A 21,680-nucleotide genomic window follows, 5' to 3' on the forward strand; every position below is an offset into this window, starting at 1 on the left:
GATACCCTCTATTAGATGAAGAGCTCGATTGTTGCCAAGCTGGAAGCGCTGCAGGAACGCCATGAAGAAGTTGAAGCGTTACTGGGCGATGCCGGCGTGATTGGCGATCAGGACCGTTTCCGCGCGTTATCACGTGAATATGCCCAGCTGAGCGACGTCACCCGTTGTTTCCGCGAATGGCAGCAGGTGCAGGAAGATGTCGAAACGGCTGAAATGCTGCTCGACGATGCGGAAATGCGCGACATGGCGCAGGAAGAGTTGAAACTATCGCGCGACAAGCGCGAGGTGCTGGAACAGCAGCTTCAGGTGCTGCTGCTGCCGAAAGATCCCGACGATGAACGTCCGTGTTTTATCGAAGTGCGTGCCGGTACCGGTGGCGACGAAGCGGCGATTTTCGCCGGCGATCTGTTCCGCATGTACAGTCGCTATGCCGAAGCGCGTCGCTGGCAGGTGGAGATCATGAGCGCCAACGATGGCGAGCATGGCGGCTACAAAGAAGTCATTGCGCGTATCACCGGTGATGGCGCCTATGGCCGCATGAAGTTTGAATCCGGCGGCCATCGCGTGCAGCGCGTGCCGGAAACCGAATCGCAGGGGCGCATTCACACCTCCGCCTGTACCGTGGCGGTGATGCCGGAGCTGCCGGAAGCCGAACTGCCGGACATCAATCCGGGCGATCTGAAAATTGATACCTTCCGCTCTTCCGGCGCGGGCGGTCAGCACGTTAACACCACCGATTCGGCGATCCGTATCACCCACCTGCCAACCGGCATCGTGGTGGAGTGCCAGGATGAGCGTTCGCAGCACAAAAACAAAGCCAAAGCGCTGGCGGTGCTGGGCGCACGTATTCATGCGGCGGAAATGGCAAAGCGCCAGGCGGCGGAAGCCTCGACGCGGCGTAACCTGCTAGGCAGCGGCGACCGTTCCGACCGTATTCGTACCTATAACTTTCCGCAGGGGCGCGTCACCGATCACCGCATCAACCTGACGCTCTACCGCCTCGACGAAACCATGGAAGGCAAGCTGGATACGCTGATCGAGCCGATTGTGCAGGAGTATCAGGCTGACCAGCTGGCCGCACTGGCCGGGCAGGAGTGATGAACGTCCGGCGCTGGCTGCAGCAGGCGCAGGCTGCGTTGTGCGGAGGCGATAGCCCGAAGCGCGACGCGGAAATTCTGCTGGGTTTTGTCACCGGCAAGTCGCGCAGCTGGCTGGTTGCGTTTGATGACAGCCCGCTCGATGATGCGCAACTGGCCCAGCTGGAGACGTTACTGGCACGCCGCGTGCGCGGTGAGCCGATTGCGCATCTGGTGGGCGAACGCGAGTTCTGGTCGCTGCCGCTGCGCGTCAGTGATGCCACGCTGATTCCGCGTCCGGATACCGAAGTGCTGGTGGAGCAGGCGCTGCTGCGGCTGCCCGCGACGCCCTCCGCGGTGCTCGATCTCGGTACCGGCACCGGCGCCATTGCGCTGGCGCTGGCCAGCGAGCGGCCCGATTGTCAGATTACCGGCTGCGACCGCATCGCCGCCGCGGTTGCGCTGGCGCAGGACAACGCCCAGCGCCTGCACCTCACCAACGCCGGATTTGTGCTCAGCCACTGGTTCGACGATCTGCCCGCCCAACGTTTCGATCTGATTGTCAGCAATCCGCCTTACATTGATGCCGCCGATGAACATCTGCAGCAGGGCGACGTGCGTTTTGAGCCGCTCAGCGCGCTGGTGGCGGAGGAGGCCGGGCTGGCCGATTTACGATTAATCATTGAACGCGCGCCGCACTGGTTGCAGCCGCAGGGTTGGCTGCTGCTGGAACACGGCTGGCAGCAGGGCGAGGCTGTACGCGCGCTGCTAACCCGTAATGGCTTTCAGGCGGTCACCACCGTTGAGGATTACGGCGGCAATCCGCGCGTCACGCTTGGACAACTTACTTAAGGAAGCACTATGGCCAGCTGGTATCCGCTGATAAAAAATTTCCATCTGCTGACAGTCGCGATCACCATCACACTGTTTCTGCTGCGTTTTTACTGGCTGACCACCGGATCTGCCCTGCTGCAGCGCCGCTGGGTGCGCATTGCGCCGCACATCAACGATACATTCCTGCTGCTCAGCGGTGCACTGCTGGTGCTGATTACCCACTTTTATCCGTTTACCCCACAAGGAAGCTGGCTGACGGAGAAGCTGTTAGCGGTTATCATCTACATCGCCTTAGGTTCCGTGGCATTGAGTCGTCGCCCGCGCAGCATGGCGACCCGCTGGGTCGCCTGTTTAGTCGCCGTGGTCGCATTATTACTGGTGATTAAACTGGCGATGACCAAAATGCCGTTATTGGGGATAGTATGACCTCGCCAGTGCAACTTGATTACAGTGAAACACCGTTAAGTGAAGCGGTGATTGGCGCGACCTGCGCCATACGCAATGATTTTTCCGCGCCTTCCGTCCAGCAGCAGCTGGCTGACCTGGTTGAAGAGGCGCGGCGCTATGTCAGTAGCGAACAGGATGCGGATCTGCAGCTGGAGAAGCTGCTCGATCTGTTTTACCAGCAGTGGGGCTTTGGCGGTGCCAGCGGCGTCTACAATCTGTCAGACGCGCTGTGGATCGATAAAGTGCTGAAGAGCCGGCAGGGGACGGCGGTATCGCTCGGCGTGATTCTGCTGCACATTGCGGATGAGCTAGAGCTGCCGCTGATGCCGGTGATTTTCCCGACGCAGCTTATTCTGCGTGCTGACTGGCTCGACGGTGAAATGTGGCTGATCAATCCGTTTAACGGTGAGACGCTCGACACCCACACGCTGGAAGTGTGGCTGAAGGGCAACATCAGCCCGACGGCAAAGCTCTACTCTGACGACCTCGACGAAGCAAAAACCGTCAGCGTGATGCGCAAAATGCTCGACACGCTGAAAGCGGCGCTGATGGATGAGAAGCAGATGGAGCTGGCGCTCAACGTCAGCCAGGTGCTGTTGCAAATCGACCCGGACGATCCCTATGAGATTCGCGACCGCGGTTTGATTTACGCCCAGCTGGAGTGTGAGCATATCGCACTGACCGATTTGACCTATTTCGTTGAACAGTGTCCTGAAGACCCGGTCAGCGAGATGATTAAAGTGCAGATCCACGCAATTGAACAGAAACAGGTGACGCTGCACTAAGCGTCCCCCGACATTTAAGGAAAGGGCATGACACAGAAAGTAGTGAGTATCGGCGATATCAAGGTCGCAAACGATCTGCCATTTGTTCTCTTCGGCGGCATGAACGTGCTGGAATCCCAGGATCTCGCCATGCGCATCTGCGAACATTACGTGAAGGTAACCGACAAGCTCGGCATTCCGTATGTGTTCAAAGCCTCTTTTGACAAAGCCAACCGCTCTTCCATCAAGTCTTACCGTGGTCCCGGCCTCGACGAAGGCATGAAAATTTTCCAGGCGCTGAAGCAGGCGTTCGGCGTGAAAATTATCACTGACGTGCACGAAAGCTGGCAGGCGCAGCCGGTCGCCGATGTGGTGGACGTGATTCAGCTGCCGGCCTTCCTGGCGCGTCAGACCGATCTGGTGGAAGCGATGGCGAAAACCGGTGCCGTGATCAACGTGAAGAAGCCGCAGTTCGTCAGCCCAGGCCAGATGGGCAATATCGTCGATAAGTTTGCCGAAGGCGGCAACGACAAGGTGATTCTGTGCGACCGCGGCAGTAACTTCGGGTATGACAACCTGGTGGTTGATATGCTCGGTTTCAACGTGATGAAGAAAGTCACTAACAACAGCCCGGTGATTTTTGACGTTACCCATGCGCTGCAGACGCGCGATCCGTTTGGCGCGGCTTCCGGTGGTCGTCGTGCGCAGGTTGCCGAACTGGCGCGTGCGGGCATGGCGGTAGGCATCGCCGGTCTGTTCATCGAAGCGCACCCGGAACCGAACAGCGCCAAATGCGACGGCCCGTCCGCGCTGCCGCTCGATAAGCTGGAACCGTTCCTGGCGCAGATGAAAGCGATTGACGATCTGGTCAAAAGCTTCCCGGAGCTGGATACCAGTAACTGATTTGTCATAGCAACAGCAAAGGCACCCGCGGGTGCCTTTGTAATAGAATGGTAAATTCTGTCGCAGGCGCTTAACAACGAAGGGATTACATAAAGTATCAACTGAAATTGACCGTCAAAACCATCTAAAATATTTCACGTAGATAGCACCCATGGCAATGACCCAGAGTAGAGTCAATAACAGCCCATAATGAGGGAAAAGCGCTGTCAAAAGTATTCCACCTGCTACTGCCGCAATCACCGGTATTAGTGAAAAAAAAGACTGACTTAACCATGCATAGAACCAGGAAAAGATTCGTTTCATTTTGTCAGTAACCGTTCTACTAATGCCAATATTTGCTCATCATTTGTTGAGCCGGATTTGTTTAAGTAAATAATTTTAGACATTTCAGGTTCTATGAGATAATAAAGCATTTCTAATTTCTGTTGATACAGATCGAAATAATACTCCGGATCCGCAAATTTCAAATGCTGAGCTGCTGTTGCAGCGATTTGTATTTTCCCATAAAATTTTAAAACTGTGACACTATAAAGCGATGTCCGGTCAATCACATCAACCAGCGAGCTCTTAAAAACTTTAGATTCGGTAACTATGCGCGCGATAAGAAATGAAATGGTGAGTTTTGAAGCTTTACCGCTTGTATAATTAGCCGCCTTTTCAGCAAGTTGGCGCACCAGATTTTGAACATTATGTTCACTGAGACGCGCAAGTTTTTTCTAAAGTAGATTTCAACCATATCAAGGATGACATCATGTCGTGAAAAAACCTGTGGCAGAGCTGAAAACATACGAACATCTTCACTTCTCAGTCGTTTACATACATCTTTGTAATCATCAAAAACGCAGGAACTATACCAGCTAGCTCTTTCAATTCCCGAGGCAACCGTAGTACTGACGGTTCGCGTTTCTTCACGCAGTTGCACCAGTGCTTTTTCAAAATTGAGTGCAATTGTACGATCAGCCTGAAGCTTCAATTTCAGATACGACATGGTTAATCATCCCTTACTGTAAAAATCCTTAATAAACGATTATATACTCATCACATCTTGTTGCAAGGAGCATGCATGGAAATGAAACGGATACTATTACTAATTGTCTTAACATTAGGCTACGCAATTGTTATTCCTGAGATCATGTTCAGGTTCCTTTCCGAATCATCGTATATGCTGTCAGGTAAATTAGTGAACCCTTTTCATGTTTTTTTATCGACCATTGATGCGTTGATTATCGCAACTATTTTATTATCTGCTTTTCTCTCATGGTTGACATTAAAGCTGATAGCGTCCATCGCTAAGCGGTAAGGTTTTAATGTACAAGCAGCATTTTGATACGGTGTCGGGGCTGAAAATAATGTAAGTCAATTGACGTATGGATTGTTTACAGGCAATCATAAACAATGACTGGCAGCCAGAGTAAATGCAGTGAACATTTTAACTTCTTCGGGTAAACAGAATATTAGCAATAAACTATTCGATTTAAGGCTTAATTTTTAGCAAATAGCTGGCAGGGCCAGATGTGCTAACGGCTGTTATTAAGCCGTAAAGATATCTTTATCCAGGTGCGCATAAATGCGCACCCTACATTGTACGGTCGCCGCTCATGGCGACCGATTCACCTGATGCGCACCCTGCGCTGTAGGGTCGCCATTTATGGCGACCGTTTCACCTGATGAGCATCAAGGCGCACCCTGCGCTGTAGGGTCGCCATTTATGGCGACCACTTCATTCCACGTTACAGCATAATCGTCAGCAGATAGCCGGCAAACAGGGCCAGATGCGCTGCGCCGTTGAGCACGTTGGTGCGGCCAGTGGAGAACGAGATGTGGCACAAAATCAGCACCGCGCTCATCACCACCATATGCGGCGGCTCAAGGCCGAAAATCAATTGCTGACCGGTCAGGGTGGCGATAATGGTCACCGTCGGCACCGTCAATGAAATGGTGGCCAGCACCGAACCGAAAAACAGGTTCATCGCGCGCTGCACCTGATTCATCAGCACCGCCTTGATTGCGCCCAGACCTTCCGGCGACAGAATCAGCAGCGCGACGAGGAAACCGGTAAACTGCTCCGGCGCGTTCATTTCAGTGAGCAGCATTTCCAGCGAGTTGGCGTTCATCTTCGTCACGCTGATCACCGCGATCAGATGCACAATCAGCCACGCGGTGTGCCACAGCGAGCTGTGCGCGGAAGGCTTACCGTGGTGCGGGTCGCCATCATCGCTCTCGTCTTCATGCTCGTAAACAAACAGGCTCTGGTGGGTTTTGGTCTGAATCAGCAGGAACACGCCGTACATCGCCGCAGAGATCGCCGCAATAATCAGCGCCTGCGCGGTGGTGAAATTGCCGCCGGGCAGGGCATTGGGAAACACCAGCACCAGAATCGCCAGCGGGAAAATGGCGATCATGTACTGCTTCACGCCGGCCAGGTTAACGTACTGGGTGGCAAATTTACGCCCGCCAAGCAGCAGGGCACAGCCCACCAGTCCGGCGGTAACGATCATGATGATGGAGTAGAGCGTATCGCGCATCAGCGCGGGCGCTGCATCGCCGGTCGCCATCAGCGCCGAAATCAGGCTCACTTCCAGAATGACCACTGACAGGCTGAGGATCAGCGAGCCGTAAGGTTCACCTAACCGGTGCGCCAGAACGTCGGCGTGACGTACTACGCTGAAGGCGCTGCTTAAAATCGCTACCAGCGCCAGCAGATTGATGCCAATTACCGGCAGAAGCGCTGTCTGGCCGCCAAAAAAGCTCAGCACCGCCAGCGCCAGAATCGGGAAAATCAGCGAATACTCGCTGTGTCGGGTCTTCTCATGTCCAGCCATGCGCCATCCTCTTCGGCAAAAAGAACAAAAACAGGCAATTGCTGCCTGATAAATATAGTGACTCATCTGACGAAGCGCAGTGTAACTTTTCACCACTGCTGACGCAGATTTTTTACGCGTTTTTACTTTTTGTCATTTTTCTCTGAACGAAGAGAAATTCGCGTTAATCAGCGAATTAGCCCTTTTCATCAGCAGGTTAATAGTGCGTGTTTCTCATCTATCCTGCGTGAAAGGAGGAAGAACAGAACTGAATCATCTGGCCTTATCCTCACTACCTGTCTTTTTTGCTGGCAGAAGTATGAAATAGCAGGTTTGCGTTTTTGCCGTTCTCTTCCAGACTTATACAGGGAACCTGAAACAGGAGGAACTATGCCTTATTCATCGAACCGGGAACTGCCGGACAGCGTGCGCCACGTGCTGCCGGGCCATGCGCAAACCATCTACCAAAAGGCGTTTAACAGCGCCTGGGATCAGTATAAAGATGAAGACGATCGTCGCGGTGATGAATCGCGCGAGCAGGTGGCACACAAAGTCGCCTGGGCAGCGGTCAAAAAAGAGTACGCCAAAGGCGAGGACGACAAGTGGCATCCTAAACACTAGCTCCCGCGCGGGCCACTGCGGCCCGCTTCACACTTCTCCGCGCTTCGTTCAAGAATCCTGCCAGGCAGCCGATGCTATTTACAGATAATTTCCCCTTTGTGATCGGGGTCAATCTTGAAACGTTTATGGCAAATGCATTACTGTCTTGTCTTAAGTCGACGCCGCGGGCGCCGCCTGTAAAATCGCAGATTCAGGGAGCCATAACGACAGGAAGGTCAGCGCAGTAGAGGAGATCGCAGTGTTAACCCGGGAATTCTTACTAAAAGCGGATTGCAAAACTTCATTTGGTGATATTGACGAAGCGCTGCTGTGGAGCTGTGAGAAGCGCGCCGCGTCGCTCTGCGCCACGCTTGCCTGTCGTCCCGATCAAAGCCCGGTGTGGATCTTCGGCTACGGTTCCCTGATGTGGAACCCGGTCTTTGAAGCGGAAGAGGTGGCGACCGGACGGCTTGAGGGCTGGCATCGTGCCTTTTGCCTGCGACTGACCGCCGGACGCGGCACCGTTGCCGCACCGGGACGGATGCTGGCGCTGAAAGAGGGCGGTTCTACCAGCGGTCTGGCGTTTCGCCTGCCGGAAGCGCGCCTGCATGAAGAGCTTGAGCTGCTGTGGAAACGGGAAATGATCACCGGCTGCTATCTGCCCACCTGGTGTGAACTGACGCTGGAGGATGGCCGCACGGTTACGGCGCTGGTGTTTATCATGGATCCGCGTCATCCGCTGTATGAAGCCGACTCCTGCCGCAGCACCATTGCTCCGCTGATCGCTCAGGCTAGCGGTCCGCTCGGCAGCAACGCGCAGTATCTGTTCTCGCTGGAACAGGAATTGGGCAAACGCGGCATGCAGGAAGAGGCGTTAACGCGCCTTGCGGCCGAAGTGCGCGCGCTGCAGCAGAGCGCCGCGCGCGGCTAACCTCAATTACCCGGATTAATCAGCCAGGTGCCCGGCTGGTTAATCGTCAGCATCTGGCTGCGCACCTGGCTGCCGTGATGCACTTCAATACGATAGCTGCCTGCCGCCAGATTCAGCGAGGCGAAACCGCTGCTGGCGGGTTTCACATCCTTCGCTTCGCCGTTCAGTACGATATTTTCCCCTGCCTGCAACTGCAGATAAACCGTCGCCATGGTTGGTGCGCTGCTGGCGGGCGCGCTGCCCGCTGATGGGGTCGCCGCCGGGGCGCTGCTGGCCGCCACCGGCGGTGCGTCGCTCGGGCGATTGGCTTTCCACACTACGACCACCACGGCAAGCAACGCCACGGCAGCGGCGGCGAGCAGGGCAGGCGACAAACGGCGCACATTGCGCGGCGTTACCGGTTCAATCGCGGCGGCGGCATGATTAACCGCCATTACCTGCGGTTCCGGCACGGCCGCTACCGGCTCCGGCACGGGCTGGCTCTCCGCGGTCACCGGGAAGGTCGTCACCAGCGCTTCGACATCGCTCACCGGCAGATCGATCAGCCGGGCAAAAGCATCAATACTCTGTGGACGGTCTTCCGGCTTCATCGCCAGCGCGCAGTCGATCGCGTGCAGCAGCGGCAGCGAATACCCCTCAGGCTTGCGCTCCACCAGCGGCTGGTAGTTATCTTCAATGCAGCGCACCACGCTGACCGGCGGCGCGTGGCCGGTGATCAGCGTATGCAGCACCGCGCCCAGCGCGTAGATATCGGTCCACGGTCCCTGTTCGACTTCTCCCTCTTCGCTGTACTGCTCAATTGGCGCGAAGCCCGGCTTGAGCATGATCTCGGTTTCATCCGACAGGTTGCCAATCTCTTTGCGCGCCGAGCCAAAGTCGAGCAGCACCGGCAGTTGGTTTTCCTGAATCTGAATGTTATCGAGCGAAATATCACGATGCAGGTAACCGGCGGTGTGAATGGTGTTGATGGCACCAAACAGCGGCGGCAACAGACGGCGAATCCACGCTTCGTCAATGCTGTCCGGGCTGGTGAGCTGCCACTCTTTCAGCGTCATGCCGCTGTAGTAGAGCGTGCCCATGTAAGCCGTGCCGTTCTCTTCCCAGAAGCGCAGGACGTGCAGCAGACCGGGATGATTGAAACGCGCCAGCAGCCGTGCCTCCTGAATAAAGCTGTTGCGTCCGGCATTAAACAGTTTCTGGAAGCGCTCGCCGCGCAGTTCCAGCGCCAGATCCGCACCGCGTACCGCCAGTGACACCGGCATGTACTCTTTGATGGCGATGGTGCGTTCCAGCTGATGATCCCAGGCGCGATAGACAATGCCAAAGCCGCCGCCGCCGATCACTTCCTTGATTTCAAACTCGTTAAACCGGTAGCCCGCAGGCAGGGCATTGGGGGTATGATTTTCGTTTGCCGACATAGTGAGCTCTCTGAACACGTCCTGTAGCGCCCCGTCACGCCGGTGACGGCGGGCAACAACCGCTAATTAATTAATGTTACGCCAGGCACCAATTGCCGGATCGGCCAGATCGGCGTGCAGGGTGTCAATCAGTAACACAGTCACTTTTTGCTGTGGCATAAACTGCGGCGACCAGATGCCGCGTAAGCTATCAACCCGCGATTTCACCGCTTCGCTATCCGTGCCGGTGTTTTTATCCATTTTAATCAGCAGCGTGCCGCTGAAACGCCAGACGTGCTGCTGAGCATCAAACGGCAGCACCAGCCAGCTATCACTGGCATCGGGCCGCGTGACAATCATGCGCTGTTTGTTCACCGCTACCACCTCCAGCGGCGTGCGGGTCAGCGTAAGATCGGCGATGGGATAACCCTGCAGGAAGGTTACCGTCTGGCTGCGCGTTTTGCCGTCACTCAGCAGCGTCATCGCCGCCGGACCTTCCAGCCAGCCCTCGGTTGAGCAATGCTGCTGCGGGTTCTCAGGGATAAACAGCGAACCGCCGTTTTCATCCCACCAGGTACGGAAATGGCAGCCGCCGGGCAGGGCGAAGTGCTGCAGCGGCGTGCTGTCGGCCGGACGCGATAAATCCAGCGGCGCTGCGGTATTGGCGCTGGCGCTGGCGGTCGCGTCATTAAGGATGATTGGCCGCCAGTTCTGCAGTTTTGCCGCGCTGCCATTAGCCAGCACGCTGCCCTCTTTGCTGGTCATCTGCCAGGGGATCTCATCCAGCAGGCCGCACTGGTTCGCCAGCAGCGTACCGACGCGCGGCAGGAAGCTGGTAAGAATGCTGGTGTCGCTGCTTTTACCGGACACGATGCGCAGCGGCAGCGTCTCTTTACACCAGTCGTCGGGCGCATTACTGGCAACGTTATCGATATAGACTTCCAGCGACAGGCTGGGCGAGTAGACCACCCGGTAATCTTCCGCCTGCGCATTCAGGGCCAGTAACAGGGCGGCAACGCCCGGCAACCACAGTTTCATAATGATCCTTGCAATCAATAACGTGACGGCAGAAAACGTGCCGCATCAGCCTGGGAATAAAGCAGCGTCGCGTCCTGCGGTTCGCCAATCCAGATTGCCAGAGCGCTGAGATTGTCGCTTTTAACACTGCGGTTTACGGCCTGTTCCATCAATGCCAGCCACTCTTCGCAGGCGTTCACCATGCGCAGTGCCTGTTCCATTTCGTCGGTGGTGAGGTTGAGCCAGAAACCGTCGGTACAAACCAGAAATGCGTCACCATCGGTCAGCTCAATCACCTCGCTGAAGGTGGCCGGTCGGGCCGGCTCAATACCCAGCGCATTATAAAGTAAATTACTGTTAATGCCGGTATTTTCATAGCCGGCTTCGCGCAGCTGCTGCGCCAGACTGTGGTCACGCGTCACCTGATGCAGCACCCCGTGGCGGAAGTGATAAACCCGGCTATCACCAGCGTGCGCCCACCATGCGCGCTGCGTTGTGCGGTCAATAAACAGGGCGGCAAGGGTGGTGCTCATGCGCGAAAAATTCGGATTGTTCCCCTGGGCGCTGACCAGCGTTTGCTGACACTTTTCTATCGCCGCGCGTGTACTCTCCGGCGTGAACGTGTCGTTTTGCTGCAGCTGCGTCAGCAGGGTATCGCGCACCAGCTGGGCCGCATAATCGCCGCCGGGCAGACCGGCCACGCCGTCGCACACCAGAAAACAGGCTTTCTGTTCATCGACTTCGGCACCGGTGCGATCCTGGTTTTCGTCACGCATACCCTGCTGGCAGCGGCTGGCAAACTTCATCTTCATGCGTCTTCGGTCCGCGTCTGGGAATCTTTGTACTGATTCACTTCCATGTCGTAGGCATGCAGAAAGGCTTCACCAAACAGGGTGTGGAAGTCATCTTCAATCTCGCCCGCGGTGCGCTGATAGTGACGGAGAAAATAGTCCCACAGCGCCGCTTTGCGTCCGCCGCTGAACGGCATCTTAGGCAGCACGCCGTCTTTGCGCGCTTCCTCTTCCAGACGCTGCGGATTAAACGACTGCAGCATCGCGGCAATGATGGCGCGAATGCCGGCAATCATCCCCAGCTGATGCGCCTGTAAATCCACCAGCGCATCGCGCACCGCCGCTTCCGGCGGCATAAAGCCAGGCATCTGGCTCTGGTACATCTGCATCAGCACGGTTTTGCCGGAGGGCAGAATTTTAAACGGGTTGTTGGCTTCGTTAAGGATCATCGTCATGTCGGCTTTCACGCCGCGTTTGAGGATGGAGCGCGAAGAGAGCAGGGCAACCGTACCCTGCGAAAACAGGCTGAGCATGCGGCCGGTGACGCGCATCTGCTCTTCGGTGATCGGCGTCTGGTGACCATTATTCAGGCCCATACCTTCCAGTAGCGCGGCGATCAGTTTGTCCTGATCGGCGTCTGCCAGCACGGCTGGCATCACGGGCGCATCGCTTTGCGGATCGATCGCCAGGCGCGCGTCCGGGCGGCGTTCGTGACGCGGACTGTCGCTCTGCGGCAGGACTTCCGGTTCCGGCACGTTTTCGTCCTGCTGCATACCCAGCGGATCGGCGGCGCTGTCAGCAAAAAACGCCAGCGGATCATCCTGCGGTGCGTTCTGACACGCCGGGTCGCGCACTTCCAGGCCATATTCGCCAATCTGCAGCGTATCGCCGTGGCGCAGCCGCACCTGCGAGCCGCGTTGTAGCGCCACGCCGTTCAGCACCACCGAAGTGACGCTGCCCTGGTTGGTCAGGCGGCACTCGCCGTCTGGCGACAGGTGCACCAGCGCCTGCAGGCGCGAGATAGCGCGCGATTCGTCGGGCAGCACCAGGTCGTTATCCTGGCTGCGGCCGATAGTCCCGCCAGGCGGGCTAAACGCGACGGTTTTGGCGGGCACATCCGTATTGCACTGCACAATGGTAAATTGCATGAGTCATCCCGTTAACAAGGCAAGCGCACTGGCCTACTCAAACATCGGTGGATAGAGGCCATTACGTCCCGGCTGGGCACCCGCCGCCGGGTTAAACAATAACGAAAAAAGTTGCGCGGTGAGCGGGCCACTGTGTTTATGCGTGGCGTGGGCAAAGCCGTCACTGCGATTACTCCACCAGTAGCTAATGTGCTGTTGGGGATCAAAACGGTCGGCCACTTCACGCCAGCTCAGGGTGCAGGGCAAATCGTCAAAACCAATCACATCCATGATGTCGCTGCGCTGCTTATCCGGCAGCAGCAGCGGAGCCAGCTGCTGAATCTGCGTCTCCAGCGCGTCCGGGCTGTGGCGATCGCGCACCGCCTGCCACAGCAGCGCGCCGAGTTCCTGATACCAGTCGCCGGAGATCGCCAGCTGTGAAGCATGCCACGCGCTGAGCGGGATGCTGTGCAGCGCCAGCAGCGGCCACGCACGGCCGACGCGATCGCACGAGGGCAGCAGACAGCCCAGCTGCACCTGCTGGCGCAGCGGCGATAGCGGCAGGACAAAATTCCATACCGGCGCGCGTAAAAACTGTTGCGTACTGGCCTCTTCCTGCTGATGCCAGTGGATTAAGCCTTGTTGAAACCAGTGGCTCCACGGCGTCACCGTGGCTTCACTGAGCCGCTGGCGCAGAAAATCACCGGTGGCCGGTAATTTGCCATACCAGCCCGGCGCGGTGTAACTCGCCATGGTTACCTCACCATTACTCACTGTGTCCGGTCAATCGCTGCGATACGGTGTGTGGCGCAACCGCCAGCATACGGCCATTCTGACCGGCATTTTTCAGATTTTCCGCAAGCTTACGCATCATCAGCGCATTGTCGCGCGCATAAGGCGACGACTGAATCTGCTGATCGAGCAGCTGGCTAAGGTGCCAGTCAAGCTGCTGCAGATCGCGCGCGCTGACATTGTCCGGCAGCGTGCGCTGCAGATTTTGCATCAGCCAGCCGCGCAGAAATTCGCCGTCATAGTTACGCGGCTGATACAGCATCTGATAAGCGCGCAGCGCATTGCGGCTGTAGTCATTGTCGGTGCCGGGATCGTCACGCAGCAGGTTGGTAATTTGCTGGGCCACGCGCGGCAGCAGTAAAGACTTAAGCGCATTTTGATAAAGCACCCATGCGGCATCGCTCACCTGGTTACCGCGATACAGTCCAGCGCGCATGGTAAGCGGTGGATTGTCGAGAGAAAAATGCGCCGACAGCGGCAGTTTCACCAGGTTATTTAAGAAGGGTAGCAGATCAAAAATATTATCGGCTGGCTGATGAATAACCTGCTGACTTTGCGCGGTAATCGGCCCGATACGCGCCGCGACCTGATCGAGATAACGCTGATTCTGTACGTAGCTGGTGAGCCACAAACCGGAGAGCAGCACCAGCGCGCCGGTGAGCGCGCCGTAACCGATCCAGTGCAGCAGCCGGTTACGATACTCCCAGTGACGGTTGCTGCCGGCAAGGCCGCTTTCGCGGAACACCAGGTCGCTTAACAGGTCGCGAATAAAGAAGCTCTGGCCTTTGGTACCCGGAATCGGATTGCTGCGGTTAACGCTGTCCCATGCGGCAAGGCTCGACTCGCCGGTGTGTGGCAGCTGTAGCTTACGGTTGAGTTCGCCCATGATGCGGTCAAACGGCAGGCCTTCCTGGGTACCGCTGGTAAAGAACAGGCCGCGCGCCGACCAGGCAATCTCATCCTGATGGCGGGAAAATACCACGTCGAGATATTCGTTGAGTAACGGACGCAGCGAACTGAACTCCTGCGGGAACAGAAAGCTGTCGGCACGCTGGGTGAGATCGCGCTCGCCGGCCATCACGTCGGCCAGCTGCTGCTGCAGACGCTGCTCCAGCTGCTGAAAGCGCTCGCTAAAGCTGCGGTGCCAGTCATCTTTATGCGGCTTGCCCGGTTCCCACGGGAAGGTGAAGCCCCAGATGGCATCGCGCTGCGGCTTACTCAGGTTGCCGTAAAAGCTCATAAACCCTTTCAGCAGGTCGGTTTTGGTGACCATCACATACACCGGGAAATGAATGCCGGTTTGCTGATGCAGCTCGACCATGCGGCTGCGCAGCGCGCTGGCCTGGGCGTGACGTGCCTCGGCGGAATCGGTCAGCAGGTCGGCCACGCTGATGGTCATGATCACGCCGTTGATTGGCTGGCGCGTGCGGTAGCGCTTAAGCAGTTTTATGAAGTTATGCCACTCGGCGCCGTCGCGCGCGCGCTGGCTCTCCTGCAGTGCGTAACGGCCTGCGGTGTCGATTAAGACGGCGCTGTCGGTGAACCACCAGTCGCAGTGACGCGTGCCGCCGACGCCGCGTACCGCCTCTTTGCCGAGGCTGTCGGTTAACGGAAACTCCAGGCCAGCATTCAGCAGCGCGGTGGTTTTACCGGCACCGGGCGCGCCAATCATCACGTACCACGGCAGCTGATACAGATAGTGACTCTGAAAACGCGCCAGCCAGCTTTTCTGATGCCGGCGACCAAACTGGGTGCGTTTCAGCCGCAGCGCAGCTTCACTGAAGCGCTGGGTCAGCAGCGTCTCGGTCGCCTGGCGATCGGACGCTTCTTCGTGACTCATTTCCTGCAGGCGATTGAGCAGTTTGCTGTTAAACCAGCCGCGCCAGATGGCAGGAATAAACTGGAACAGCACCCAGCAGAAATAGAGCAGGCCGACCGCCAGCTGGCGCGGGAATACCGGCTCCAGTGGACGGGTGTCACCCCAGCTCCACAGCGGACCGAGCATCCACAGCACGCAGCTCAGCGCCGTGACGCCAATCAGGCCCCACAGCAGGCGATGGGTTAACAGATGTTGGAGTGATGCGCGCATCACTGGCCTCCCTGATGATTGCCGAGGGTTTCCGGTGCCGCAAACAGGGTGATCTCCACCCGGCGATTGCGGGCGCGGTTTTCATTGCTGTCATTGGGTAAGAGCGGATTGCTGTCGCCGCGGCCTTCGGCTTTAACGCTGTGACCGTCCGCCAGCTGCGTATTCAGCAGTTGCGTAACGGCACGGGCGCGGGCGAAGGAGAATTCATAGCTGGAGGCGAACCGACCATCCACCGGACGATTATCGGTATAGACCGATACCAGCACCGTGCCTTTTACCGTCTTCATCGCGCTGGCCACGTGCGCCAGCAGCGCGCGGCCAACCTGGTTCACCACCGTACCGTCCGGCGCAAACAGCTTGTCCGCAGGGATGATCACTTTGCTGCCAAAGGCACCGTCGCTCACTTCCAGCTGGCCTGCGGCAATCACATCGTTAAGACGCTGATGCAGATCGAGCAGCGCCTGCGGTGAGGTGGGGCGGCGCCCCGGCATGATTTGTGGCAGCGGGGTTTGATAGATGGCGCGCAGCAGCGGTTCGGCCGCATTGCCCAGCCGCCAGTTGAGCCCGCTGTAGATCAGACAGGCAATCAACGTAGCCAGCGTGACGCAGGCCCACAGTGGCACCATTGGTCGCGTCAGGGTGCTGACCAGCGGATGGACTTCCACCAGCGGCGCGCGCGGTGGTGGTGCCGGGCGGATTTCCGCAATCAGCTGCGCCAGCCGTTTACGGATGCCTTCACACTGCGCGCGTCCGCTGTCGCTGGCGCGATAGCGCCCTTCGTAGCCCAGCAGCAGGCAGTAGTGAATCACTTCCAGCAGCCATAAATGCTGCTGCGGGCTTTGCGACACGCGCGATAGCAGCTGGAACACTTTTTCGCCGCCCCAGCTTTCGTTATGAAAGGTCACCAGCATGCCGTTGCCGGACCAGACGCCGCGCGTGCCCCAGGGGGTTTGCGCCGCCGCTTCGTCCAGCACGCTACACAGGCAGTAGCGTGCACCGATGATCATCTCAAACGGCAAACCCGCCTGCTTGCAGCGTTGCTCGAACTGGCGGATCTCTTCAATCAGTAGCTGACGCAGGCCAGCGGGATCGTCGTGCGTCGCCGCCTGCCGTATACGCACGACGGCATTCAGAATCGGGGCTGCGGCATTCAGCAAAAGGTTATCGTTGCCCGCGACAATGCCATCGCGGGCAAGGGAGTCCTGAGTCATTAAATCTCGATTATCCTGGCAATAACGGAACGGTTAGCCCGCAAAGCAGCGGTGTGCTGCGGGCAATATGCGCCGGATTGCATCATCAGTCTAAGATCCAGGTCGCGGTATCATTTGTGCGGCATGCTTTACTAGCGCCGCCCACGGCCACGCAGACCTGTTTAGTACGACGGGGACGCGGCCGGTCGCTGCGCAGCGTGGCGTCATAGCGGCTGCTCTCCACGCCAGCTTTGGGGGGCACATAGCCAATCAGCTGACCGCTGGGTTCTTCTGCAATCGCCAGCCAGTTGTGCTCGACGCGACCCAGCACCTCAAAGGTTTGGGCGTTATCCAGATAACGCACCACTTTGCCGCCGTAATCCGGCAGGGTCATCACAGAGGCGGCATACAGCGCGCGAAAGCTCTCATTCACCGGGGTAAATTCACCGGGTGCTGCCACTGCATGACGATGAACCAGTTTTACGCCGTTCACTTCGCTGGTGACCAGGGTGTCATCCGTCACGGGCGGTGGAGGCGCTTTACATCCCGCCAGCGTTAAAGCCGCCAGCAGCGTTAGCAAGAGACTCTTATTCACCATGATCCTCAAATTTTCATCAGTATCGCTGCAGAGTTGTATCCGGCACGCACTCAGCGGGCGGGCAGATTATGCAGTGAGAAGGCCACTAAAAAACAGTCAAATTACAGAAAGATAGTGCTGACTTAAGTCTACCTAAGACTTTTGAGAATTCAAACCATTGCACCGCGGCAAATCCCGTGCTACCGGGCGAAAAAACGCCTTAACGGCACGCCGCGATCGTTCTGGCTGGGACGATAGATAAGCTGCATTAATTTATTTGCGTAAGCAAGCGCGGCTGGCGTGCGGCGCGACATTTGCCCCCTGATGGTGCTTAGGGGAATTGGTAAATAAGATTTATCTATTTTTTTGGGTAAAAAAAGATTGCGCGGCGAAACAATTTTATGATTTTCAGAATTTCCGGGCGCAGCTGCGTTAGTAACCCAGCCAGTCCGGCACGGCTTTTGCTTGGCTGCGCCACTTAACCCGTATTACGCAGCAAAGGTCGCGGAACCGTTCGCTGGTGATTGGCCCGCACCAGGTTAGCGCAGGTTCTGATTTCACTTATGGCTAAATAAACCCATCTTTTTCTCGCTTAATCCGCGCTTTAGACCCGAAGGGTTTTGGCATCCTATGCTCAGAATTCCTGCCAGCTGAGGTATGTCGTGGCTGAAGAGAGCAACGAGGACAAAACAGAATCGCCCACCCCCCACCGACTTGAGAAAGCACGGCAGGAGGGGCAGATTCCGCGTTCGCGCGAGCTGACTTCGGTACTGATGCTGCTGGCCGGGCTGCTGATCATCTGGCTGGGCGGCCACAATATGGCGCAACGGCTGGCCAGCATGGTGGCCACCGGCTTCCGCTTCGACCACGGCATGGTCAACGACGATAAAATTATCGTCTCGCACATCGGCAACCTGGTGATGCAGGCGGTGATCGCGCTGCTGCCGCTGATGGCCGGGCTGGTGATCGTTGCCATCGCCGCGCCGATGATTCTTGGCGGAATCAACATCAGCGGAAAATCCATCAAATTCGATTTCAAAAAGCTCAACCCGTTACCGGGCATTGCGCGCATGTTCTCCGGTCAGACGTGGGCGGAACTGGTGAAGGCGATCCTCAAAGCGGTGCTGGTGGCGCTGGTGGCTGGCTGGTATCTGTGGAGTCACTGGCAGGAGATGCTGCGTCTGATGAGCGAATCGCCGGTGAATGCGCTGCAGCATGGCCTGTCGATGACCGCCATCAGCTGCGCGCTGGTGATGCTGGGTCTGATCCCGATGGTTGGCTTTGATGTGTTCTGGCAGCTCTACAGCTACTTCAAAAAGCTGCGCATGACGCGCCAGGAAATTCGCGATGAACACAAGCAGAACGAAGGCGACCCGCACGTGAAAGGGCGTATCCGCCAGGCGATGCGTGCCGCCGCCCGCCGCCGCATGATGGCCGACGTGCCGAAGGCGGACGTCATCGTGACTAACCCGACGCACTACTCGGTGGCGCTGCAGTATCAGGAAGGCAAGATGAGTGCGCCGAAAGTGATTGCCAAAGGCGCCGGTGACATTGCCCTGCGCATTCGGGAAATCGCTAAAGAGCATCGCGTACCGATTCTGGAAGCACCGCCGCTGGCGCGTGCGCTCTATCGTCATACGGAAATTGGCCAGTTTATTCCCGGCGCGCTCTATGCCGCCGTGGCAGAAGTGCTGGCGTGGGTCTGGCAGCTGCGACGCTGGAAGCGTGAAGGCGGCCTGATTCCAAACAAACCAAAACATCTGCCGGTCCCGGCAGAGATGGACTTTGCAGGAGAGAACACCAACCATGGCTAATCTGGCCGAAAAGCTGCGTTTACCGGGCAATTTTAAAGACACGCAATGGCAGGTGCTGGCTGGTCCGGTGCTGATCATGCTGATCCTGTCAATGATGGTATTGCCGCTGCCGGCGTTCATCCTTGACCTGCTGTTTACCTTCAACATTGCGCTGTCCATCATGGTGCTGCTGGTGGCGATGTTCACCCAGCGCACGCTGGAATTCGCTGCCTTCCCGACCATTTTGCTGTTCTCAACGCTGCTGCGTCTGGCGCTGAACGTCGCCTCAACGCGTATCATCCTGCTGGAAGGGCATACGGGTGCTGATGCCGCCGGGCGCGTGGTTGAAGCCTTTGGTCACTTCCTCGTGGGCGGTAATTTCGCCATTGGTATCGTGGTGTTCATCATCCTCGTAATCATCAACTTCATGGTCATCACCAAAGGTGCCGGACGTATCGCCGAAGTGGGCGCGCGTTTCGTGCTGGATGGTATGCCCGGCAAGCAGATGGCGATCGATGCCGATTTGAACGCCGGCCTGATTGGTGAAGACGAAGCCAAACGCCGGCGCACCGAGGTGACCCAGGAAGCAGATTTCTACGGCTCAATGGATGGTGCCAGTAAGTTTGTGCGCGGCGACGCCATCGCCGGCATCCTGATCATGGTGATTAACGTGATCGGCGGCCTGCTGGTGGGCGTGGTGCAGCACGGTATGGATCTCGGCCACGCCGGGGAAACCTATACGCTGCTGACCATCGGTGACGGCCTGGTGGCGCAGATTCCGGCGCTGGTGATCTCGACCGCTGCCGGTGTCATCGTTACCCGCGTCAGCACCGATCAGGACGTCGGCGAACAGATGGTGGGCCAGCTGTTTAACAATCCGCGCGTGCTGATGCTGAGCGCCGGCGTGATTGGCCTGCTGGGCCTGGTGCCCGGCATGCCGAACTTTGTGTTCCTGCTGTTCACCGCGGCGCTGCTCGGCCTGGCCTGGTGGCTGCGCGGCCGCGAAATGCAGCCGAAGAAGCAAAGTGAAGCCTCCAGCGTGGTGAAAACGCAGGAGACGCCGGCCACGGTCGAAGCCTCGTGGACCGACGTCCAGCTGGAAGATTCGCTTGGCATGGAAGTGGGCTATCGCCTGATTCCGATGGTCGATCATCTGCAAAACGGCGAGCTGCTCGGGCGTATCCGCAGTATCCGTAAAAAGGTGGCGCAGGAGGTTGGCTTCCTGCCACCGGTGGTGCACATTCGTGACAACATGGAGCTGCCGCCGGCGCGCTATCGCATCCTGATGAAGGGCGTGGAGATTGGCAGCGGCGATGCTTATCCGGGACGCTGGATGGCGATCAACCCGGGCACGGCGGCGGGCACGCTGCCGGGTGAAGCGACGGTGGACCCGGCGTTTGGGCTCGCGGCCATCTGGATCGACAGCGCGCTGAAAGAGCAGGCACAGATTCAGGGCTACACTGTAGTGGAAGCCAGTACCGTGGTGGCGACCCACCTTAATCACCTGATCGGCCAGTACGCCAGCGAGCTGTTTGGGCGTCAGGAAGCGCAGCAGCTGCTGGACCGCGTCACCCAGGAGATGCCAAAGCTGACGGAAGATCTGGTGCCGGGCGTGATTACCCTGACCACGCTGCACAAAGTGCTGCAAAATCTGCTGACCGAGCGCGTCTCGATCCGCGACATGCGCACCATTATCGAAACGCTGGCCGAACATGCGCCGGTGCAGAACGATCCGCAGGAACTGACCAGCGTGGTACGCGTCGCGCTGGGCCGCGCGATTACCCAGCAGTGGTTCCCGGGCAACGGCGAAGTGCAGGTGATTGGACTGGATGCCACACTGGAACGTCTTCTATTGCAGGCGCTGCAGGGTGGTGGCGGTCTGGAACCGGGTCTTGCCGATCGACTGCTGATGCAGGCGCAGGCCGCGCTGCAGCAGCAGGAGATGACCGGTGCGCCGCCGGTGCTGCTGGTTAACCATCCGCTGCGGGCGCTGCTGGCGCGCTTCCTGCGCCGCAACCTGCCGCAGCTGGTGGTGCTGTCCAATATGGAGCTGACCGATAACCGGCAGATCCGCATGACTGCTACCATAGGCGGCAAATAATGCGCGGCGTGACGCTCTCATGGCTGCTGGCAGCGCTGCTGGCGCTGCCGCTAACGGGCAAAGCCGCCAGCGGTGCGTGGCAGGCCAGCGCCAGCGGCCCGAGCCTTGGCGTGCGCGGCAACTGGCTGCTGTCGCCGGCGCTCAAAGCGCCCTCGGCGGCTCCAGGGACTATTTCGCTGGTGAACTGGCGCTACACGCTGAGCCGCCCGGCGCCATCTGGTCTGGTGGTGCGGCTGTGCGCCAGCCAGCGCTGCGTGGAGCTCGACGGCGCCAGCGGCAGCACACGCGGTCTCGCCAACGTGGCAGCCGATGAAACGCTGCATCTGGCTTTCGGCTTTCAGGGGCAGGGCGCGTTGCCGCCCGGCCTGCGGGTGGTGAGCAGTGAAGTGATGGTCAATTACCAATAGCAAATAGCCAATAGCCAATAAAAAACCCGCCGCAGCGGGTTTT

General features: G+C 57.9%; 20 protein-coding genes. 10 read left to right on the plus strand and 10 right to left on the minus strand.

Annotation, left to right across the window (positions count from 1 at the left end; translation table 11 throughout):
- Window positions 1-15: 15 nt before the first annotated feature.
- Genes prfA through kdsA form a run of 5 tightly spaced genes read left to right on the plus strand, consistent with a single transcriptional unit; the run spans window position 16 to window position 4,024 of the window.
- On the plus strand, window positions 16-1,098 hold the full coding sequence (prfA, locus tag C1Y43_RS16330; RefSeq protein ID WP_058780680.1) for a peptide chain release factor 1: 1,083 nt from the start codon (window positions 16-18) through the stop codon (window positions 1,096-1,098).
- Complete coding sequence (gene prmC / locus C1Y43_RS16335; protein WP_104188950.1) at window positions 1,098-1,928, plus strand: peptide chain release factor N(5)-glutamine methyltransferase; 831 nt, start codon at window positions 1,098-1,100, stop codon at window positions 1,926-1,928. Before prfA ends, prmC begins: the two co-directional genes overlap by 1 nt.
- A gap of 9 nt (window positions 1,929-1,937) precedes the next feature.
- Window positions 1,938-2,336: a SirB2 family protein gene (locus tag C1Y43_RS16340; protein ID WP_058757490.1), complete on the plus strand. Its 399-nt coding sequence runs from the start codon at window positions 1,938-1,940 to the stop codon at window positions 2,334-2,336.
- The gene (gene sirB1, locus C1Y43_RS16345; protein ID WP_021509943.1) at window positions 2,333-3,142 is read left to right on the plus strand and encodes an invasion regulator SirB1; all 810 of its coding nucleotides are present in this window, start codon (window positions 2,333-2,335) and stop codon (window positions 3,140-3,142) included. The genes C1Y43_RS16340 and sirB1 overlap by 4 nt, the downstream gene beginning before the upstream one ends.
- A 27-nt stretch (window positions 3,143-3,169) precedes the next feature.
- Window positions 3,170-4,024: a 3-deoxy-8-phosphooctulonate synthase gene (gene kdsA, locus C1Y43_RS16350; protein ID WP_021509944.1), complete on the plus strand. Its 855-nt coding sequence runs from the start codon at window positions 3,170-3,172 to the stop codon at window positions 4,022-4,024.
- A gap of 299 nt (window positions 4,025-4,323) precedes the next feature.
- Here kdsA and C1Y43_RS24150 read toward each other — a convergent pair whose 3' ends face one another.
- A complete protein-coding gene (locus C1Y43_RS24150) occupies window positions 4,324-4,698 on the minus strand; it encodes a hypothetical protein (RefSeq protein ID WP_233209847.1) in 375 nt (124 codons plus the stop codon).
- A gap of 1,056 nt (window positions 4,699-5,754) precedes the next feature.
- A complete protein-coding gene (gene chaA / locus C1Y43_RS16370) occupies window positions 5,755-6,846 on the minus strand; it encodes a sodium-potassium/proton antiporter ChaA (protein ID WP_021508693.1) in 1,092 nt (363 codons plus the stop codon).
- Window positions 6,847-7,215: 369 nt separating this feature from the next.
- On the opposite strand from chaA, the gene chaB reads away from it, so the two are divergent.
- Together chaB and C1Y43_RS16380 are read left to right on the plus strand one after the other, a co-directional pair.
- Window positions 7,216-7,446: a putative cation transport regulator ChaB gene (chaB, locus tag C1Y43_RS16375; protein ID WP_021313035.1), complete on the plus strand. Its 231-nt coding sequence runs from the start codon at window positions 7,216-7,218 to the stop codon at window positions 7,444-7,446.
- A 238-nt stretch (window positions 7,447-7,684) separates the two neighbouring features.
- A complete protein-coding gene (locus C1Y43_RS16380; RefSeq protein WP_021508695.1) occupies window positions 7,685-8,356 on the plus strand; it encodes a gamma-glutamylcyclotransferase in 672 nt (223 codons plus the stop codon).
- 2 nt (window positions 8,357-8,358) lie between these two features.
- Here the strand turns inward: C1Y43_RS16380 and C1Y43_RS16385 are convergent, their stop codons facing one another.
- From C1Y43_RS16385 to C1Y43_RS16420, 8 genes are all read right to left on the minus strand, one after another.
- The gene (locus tag C1Y43_RS16385; protein ID WP_058771211.1) at window positions 8,359-9,774 is read right to left on the minus strand and encodes a serine/threonine-protein kinase; all 1,416 of its coding nucleotides are present in this window, start codon (window positions 9,772-9,774) and stop codon (window positions 8,359-8,361) included.
- Window positions 9,775-9,840: 66 nt separating this feature from the next.
- Window positions 9,841-10,791 carry a hypothetical protein gene (locus tag C1Y43_RS16390; protein ID WP_058757494.1) on the minus strand — a complete coding sequence of 317 codons (951 nt, stop codon included), beginning with the start codon at window positions 10,789-10,791 and terminating at the stop codon, window positions 9,841-9,843.
- A gap of 14 nt (window positions 10,792-10,805) precedes the next feature.
- Window positions 10,806-11,582, minus strand: a complete 777-nt coding sequence (locus tag C1Y43_RS16395; RefSeq protein ID WP_058757495.1) for a PP2C family serine/threonine-protein phosphatase — start codon at window positions 11,580-11,582, stop codon at window positions 10,806-10,808.
- On the minus strand, window positions 11,579-12,709 hold the full coding sequence (gene tagH / locus C1Y43_RS16400; RefSeq protein WP_058757496.1) for a type VI secretion system-associated FHA domain protein TagH: 1,131 nt from the start codon (window positions 12,707-12,709) through the stop codon (window positions 11,579-11,581). The genes C1Y43_RS16395 and tagH overlap by 4 nt, the downstream gene beginning before the upstream one ends.
- A gap of 33 nt (window positions 12,710-12,742) precedes the next feature.
- Entirely contained in the window at window positions 12,743-13,441 is a 699-nt protein-coding gene (gene tagF, locus C1Y43_RS16405; RefSeq protein ID WP_058771215.1) for a type VI secretion system-associated protein TagF, read from the minus strand.
- A 13-nt stretch (window positions 13,442-13,454) separates the two neighbouring features.
- Window positions 13,455-15,569: a type VI secretion system membrane subunit TssM gene (gene tssM / locus C1Y43_RS16410; RefSeq protein ID WP_021509950.1), complete on the minus strand. Its 2,115-nt coding sequence runs from the start codon at window positions 15,567-15,569 to the stop codon at window positions 13,455-13,457.
- Window positions 15,569-16,780, minus strand: a complete 1,212-nt coding sequence (gene icmH, locus C1Y43_RS16415) for a type IVB secretion system protein IcmH/DotU (RefSeq protein WP_104188952.1) — start codon at window positions 16,778-16,780, stop codon at window positions 15,569-15,571. The genes tssM and icmH overlap by 1 nt, the downstream gene beginning before the upstream one ends.
- An 85-nt stretch (window positions 16,781-16,865) precedes the next feature.
- On the minus strand, window positions 16,866-17,357 hold the full coding sequence (locus C1Y43_RS16420; RefSeq protein ID WP_021509952.1) for a hypothetical protein: 492 nt from the start codon (window positions 17,355-17,357) through the stop codon (window positions 16,866-16,868).
- Between the two features lie 641 nt (window positions 17,358-17,998).
- Here C1Y43_RS16420 and flhB point away from each other — a divergent pair.
- The 3 genes from flhB to C1Y43_RS16435 are packed head-to-tail and all read left to right on the plus strand — an operon-like array spanning window position 17,999 to window position 21,637.
- Window positions 17,999-19,150: a flagellar biosynthesis protein FlhB gene (gene flhB, locus C1Y43_RS16425; RefSeq protein ID WP_021509953.1), complete on the plus strand. Its 1,152-nt coding sequence runs from the start codon at window positions 17,999-18,001 to the stop codon at window positions 19,148-19,150.
- Window positions 19,143-21,230, plus strand: a complete 2,088-nt coding sequence (flhA, locus tag C1Y43_RS16430; RefSeq protein ID WP_021509954.1) for a flagellar biosynthesis protein FlhA — start codon at window positions 19,143-19,145, stop codon at window positions 21,228-21,230. Before flhB ends, flhA begins: the two co-directional genes overlap by 8 nt.
- Window positions 21,230-21,637 (plus strand): flagellar protein FlhE, encoded by a 408-nt coding sequence (locus tag C1Y43_RS16435; RefSeq protein WP_104188954.1) that lies wholly within the window; start codon window positions 21,230-21,232, stop codon window positions 21,635-21,637. The genes flhA and C1Y43_RS16435 overlap by 1 nt, the downstream gene beginning before the upstream one ends.
- Window positions 21,638-21,680 lie beyond the last annotated feature (43 nt).

Source organism: Pantoea sp. ICBG 828 (assembly GCF_002928355.1).
In the GTDB taxonomy this organism is placed as follows: Bacteria; Pseudomonadota; Gammaproteobacteria; order Enterobacterales; family Enterobacteriaceae; genus Pantoea; species Pantoea dispersa.

Coding starts and splice junctions, on each gene's coding strand:
- chaB (WP_021313035.1), top strand. CDS start 7,216: ATGCCTTATTCATCGAACCGGGAACTGCCGGACAGCGTGCGCCACGTG.
- kdsA (WP_021509944.1), top strand. CDS start 3,170: ATGACACAGAAAGTAGTGAGTATCGGCGATATCAAGGTCGCAAACGAT.
- sirB1 (WP_021509943.1), top strand. CDS start 2,333: ATGACCTCGCCAGTGCAACTTGATTACAGTGAAACACCGTTAAGTGAA.
- chaA (WP_021508693.1), bottom strand. CDS start 6,846: ATGGCTGGACATGAGAAGACCCGACACAGCGAGTATTCGCTGATTTTC.
- C1Y43_RS16340 (WP_058757490.1), top strand. CDS start 1,938: ATGGCCAGCTGGTATCCGCTGATAAAAAATTTCCATCTGCTGACAGTC.
- prfA (WP_058780680.1), top strand. CDS start 16: ATGAAGAGCTCGATTGTTGCCAAGCTGGAAGCGCTGCAGGAACGCCAT.
- C1Y43_RS16390 (WP_058757494.1), bottom strand. CDS start 10,791: ATGAAACTGTGGTTGCCGGGCGTTGCCGCCCTGTTACTGGCCCTGAAT.
- C1Y43_RS16385 (WP_058771211.1), bottom strand. CDS start 9,774: ATGTCGGCAAACGAAAATCATACCCCCAATGCCCTGCCTGCGGGCTAC.
- flhA (WP_021509954.1), top strand. CDS start 19,143: ATGGCTAATCTGGCCGAAAAGCTGCGTTTACCGGGCAATTTTAAAGAC.
- tssM (WP_021509950.1), bottom strand. CDS start 15,569: ATGCGCGCATCACTCCAACATCTGTTAACCCATCGCCTGCTGTGGGGC.
- tagH (WP_058757496.1), bottom strand. CDS start 12,709: ATGCAATTTACCATTGTGCAGTGCAATACGGATGTGCCCGCCAAAACC.
- C1Y43_RS16395 (WP_058757495.1), bottom strand. CDS start 11,582: ATGAAGATGAAGTTTGCCAGCCGCTGCCAGCAGGGTATGCGTGACGAA.
- tagF (WP_058771215.1), bottom strand. CDS start 13,441: ATGGCGAGTTACACCGCGCCGGGCTGGTATGGCAAATTACCGGCCACC.
- icmH (WP_104188952.1), bottom strand. CDS start 16,780: ATGACTCAGGACTCCCTTGCCCGCGATGGCATTGTCGCGGGCAACGAT.
- C1Y43_RS16420 (WP_021509952.1), bottom strand. CDS start 17,357: ATGGTGAATAAGAGTCTCTTGCTAACGCTGCTGGCGGCTTTAACGCTG.
- C1Y43_RS16435 (WP_104188954.1), top strand. CDS start 21,230: ATGCGCGGCGTGACGCTCTCATGGCTGCTGGCAGCGCTGCTGGCGCTG.
- prmC (WP_104188950.1), top strand. CDS start 1,098: ATGAACGTCCGGCGCTGGCTGCAGCAGGCGCAGGCTGCGTTGTGCGGA.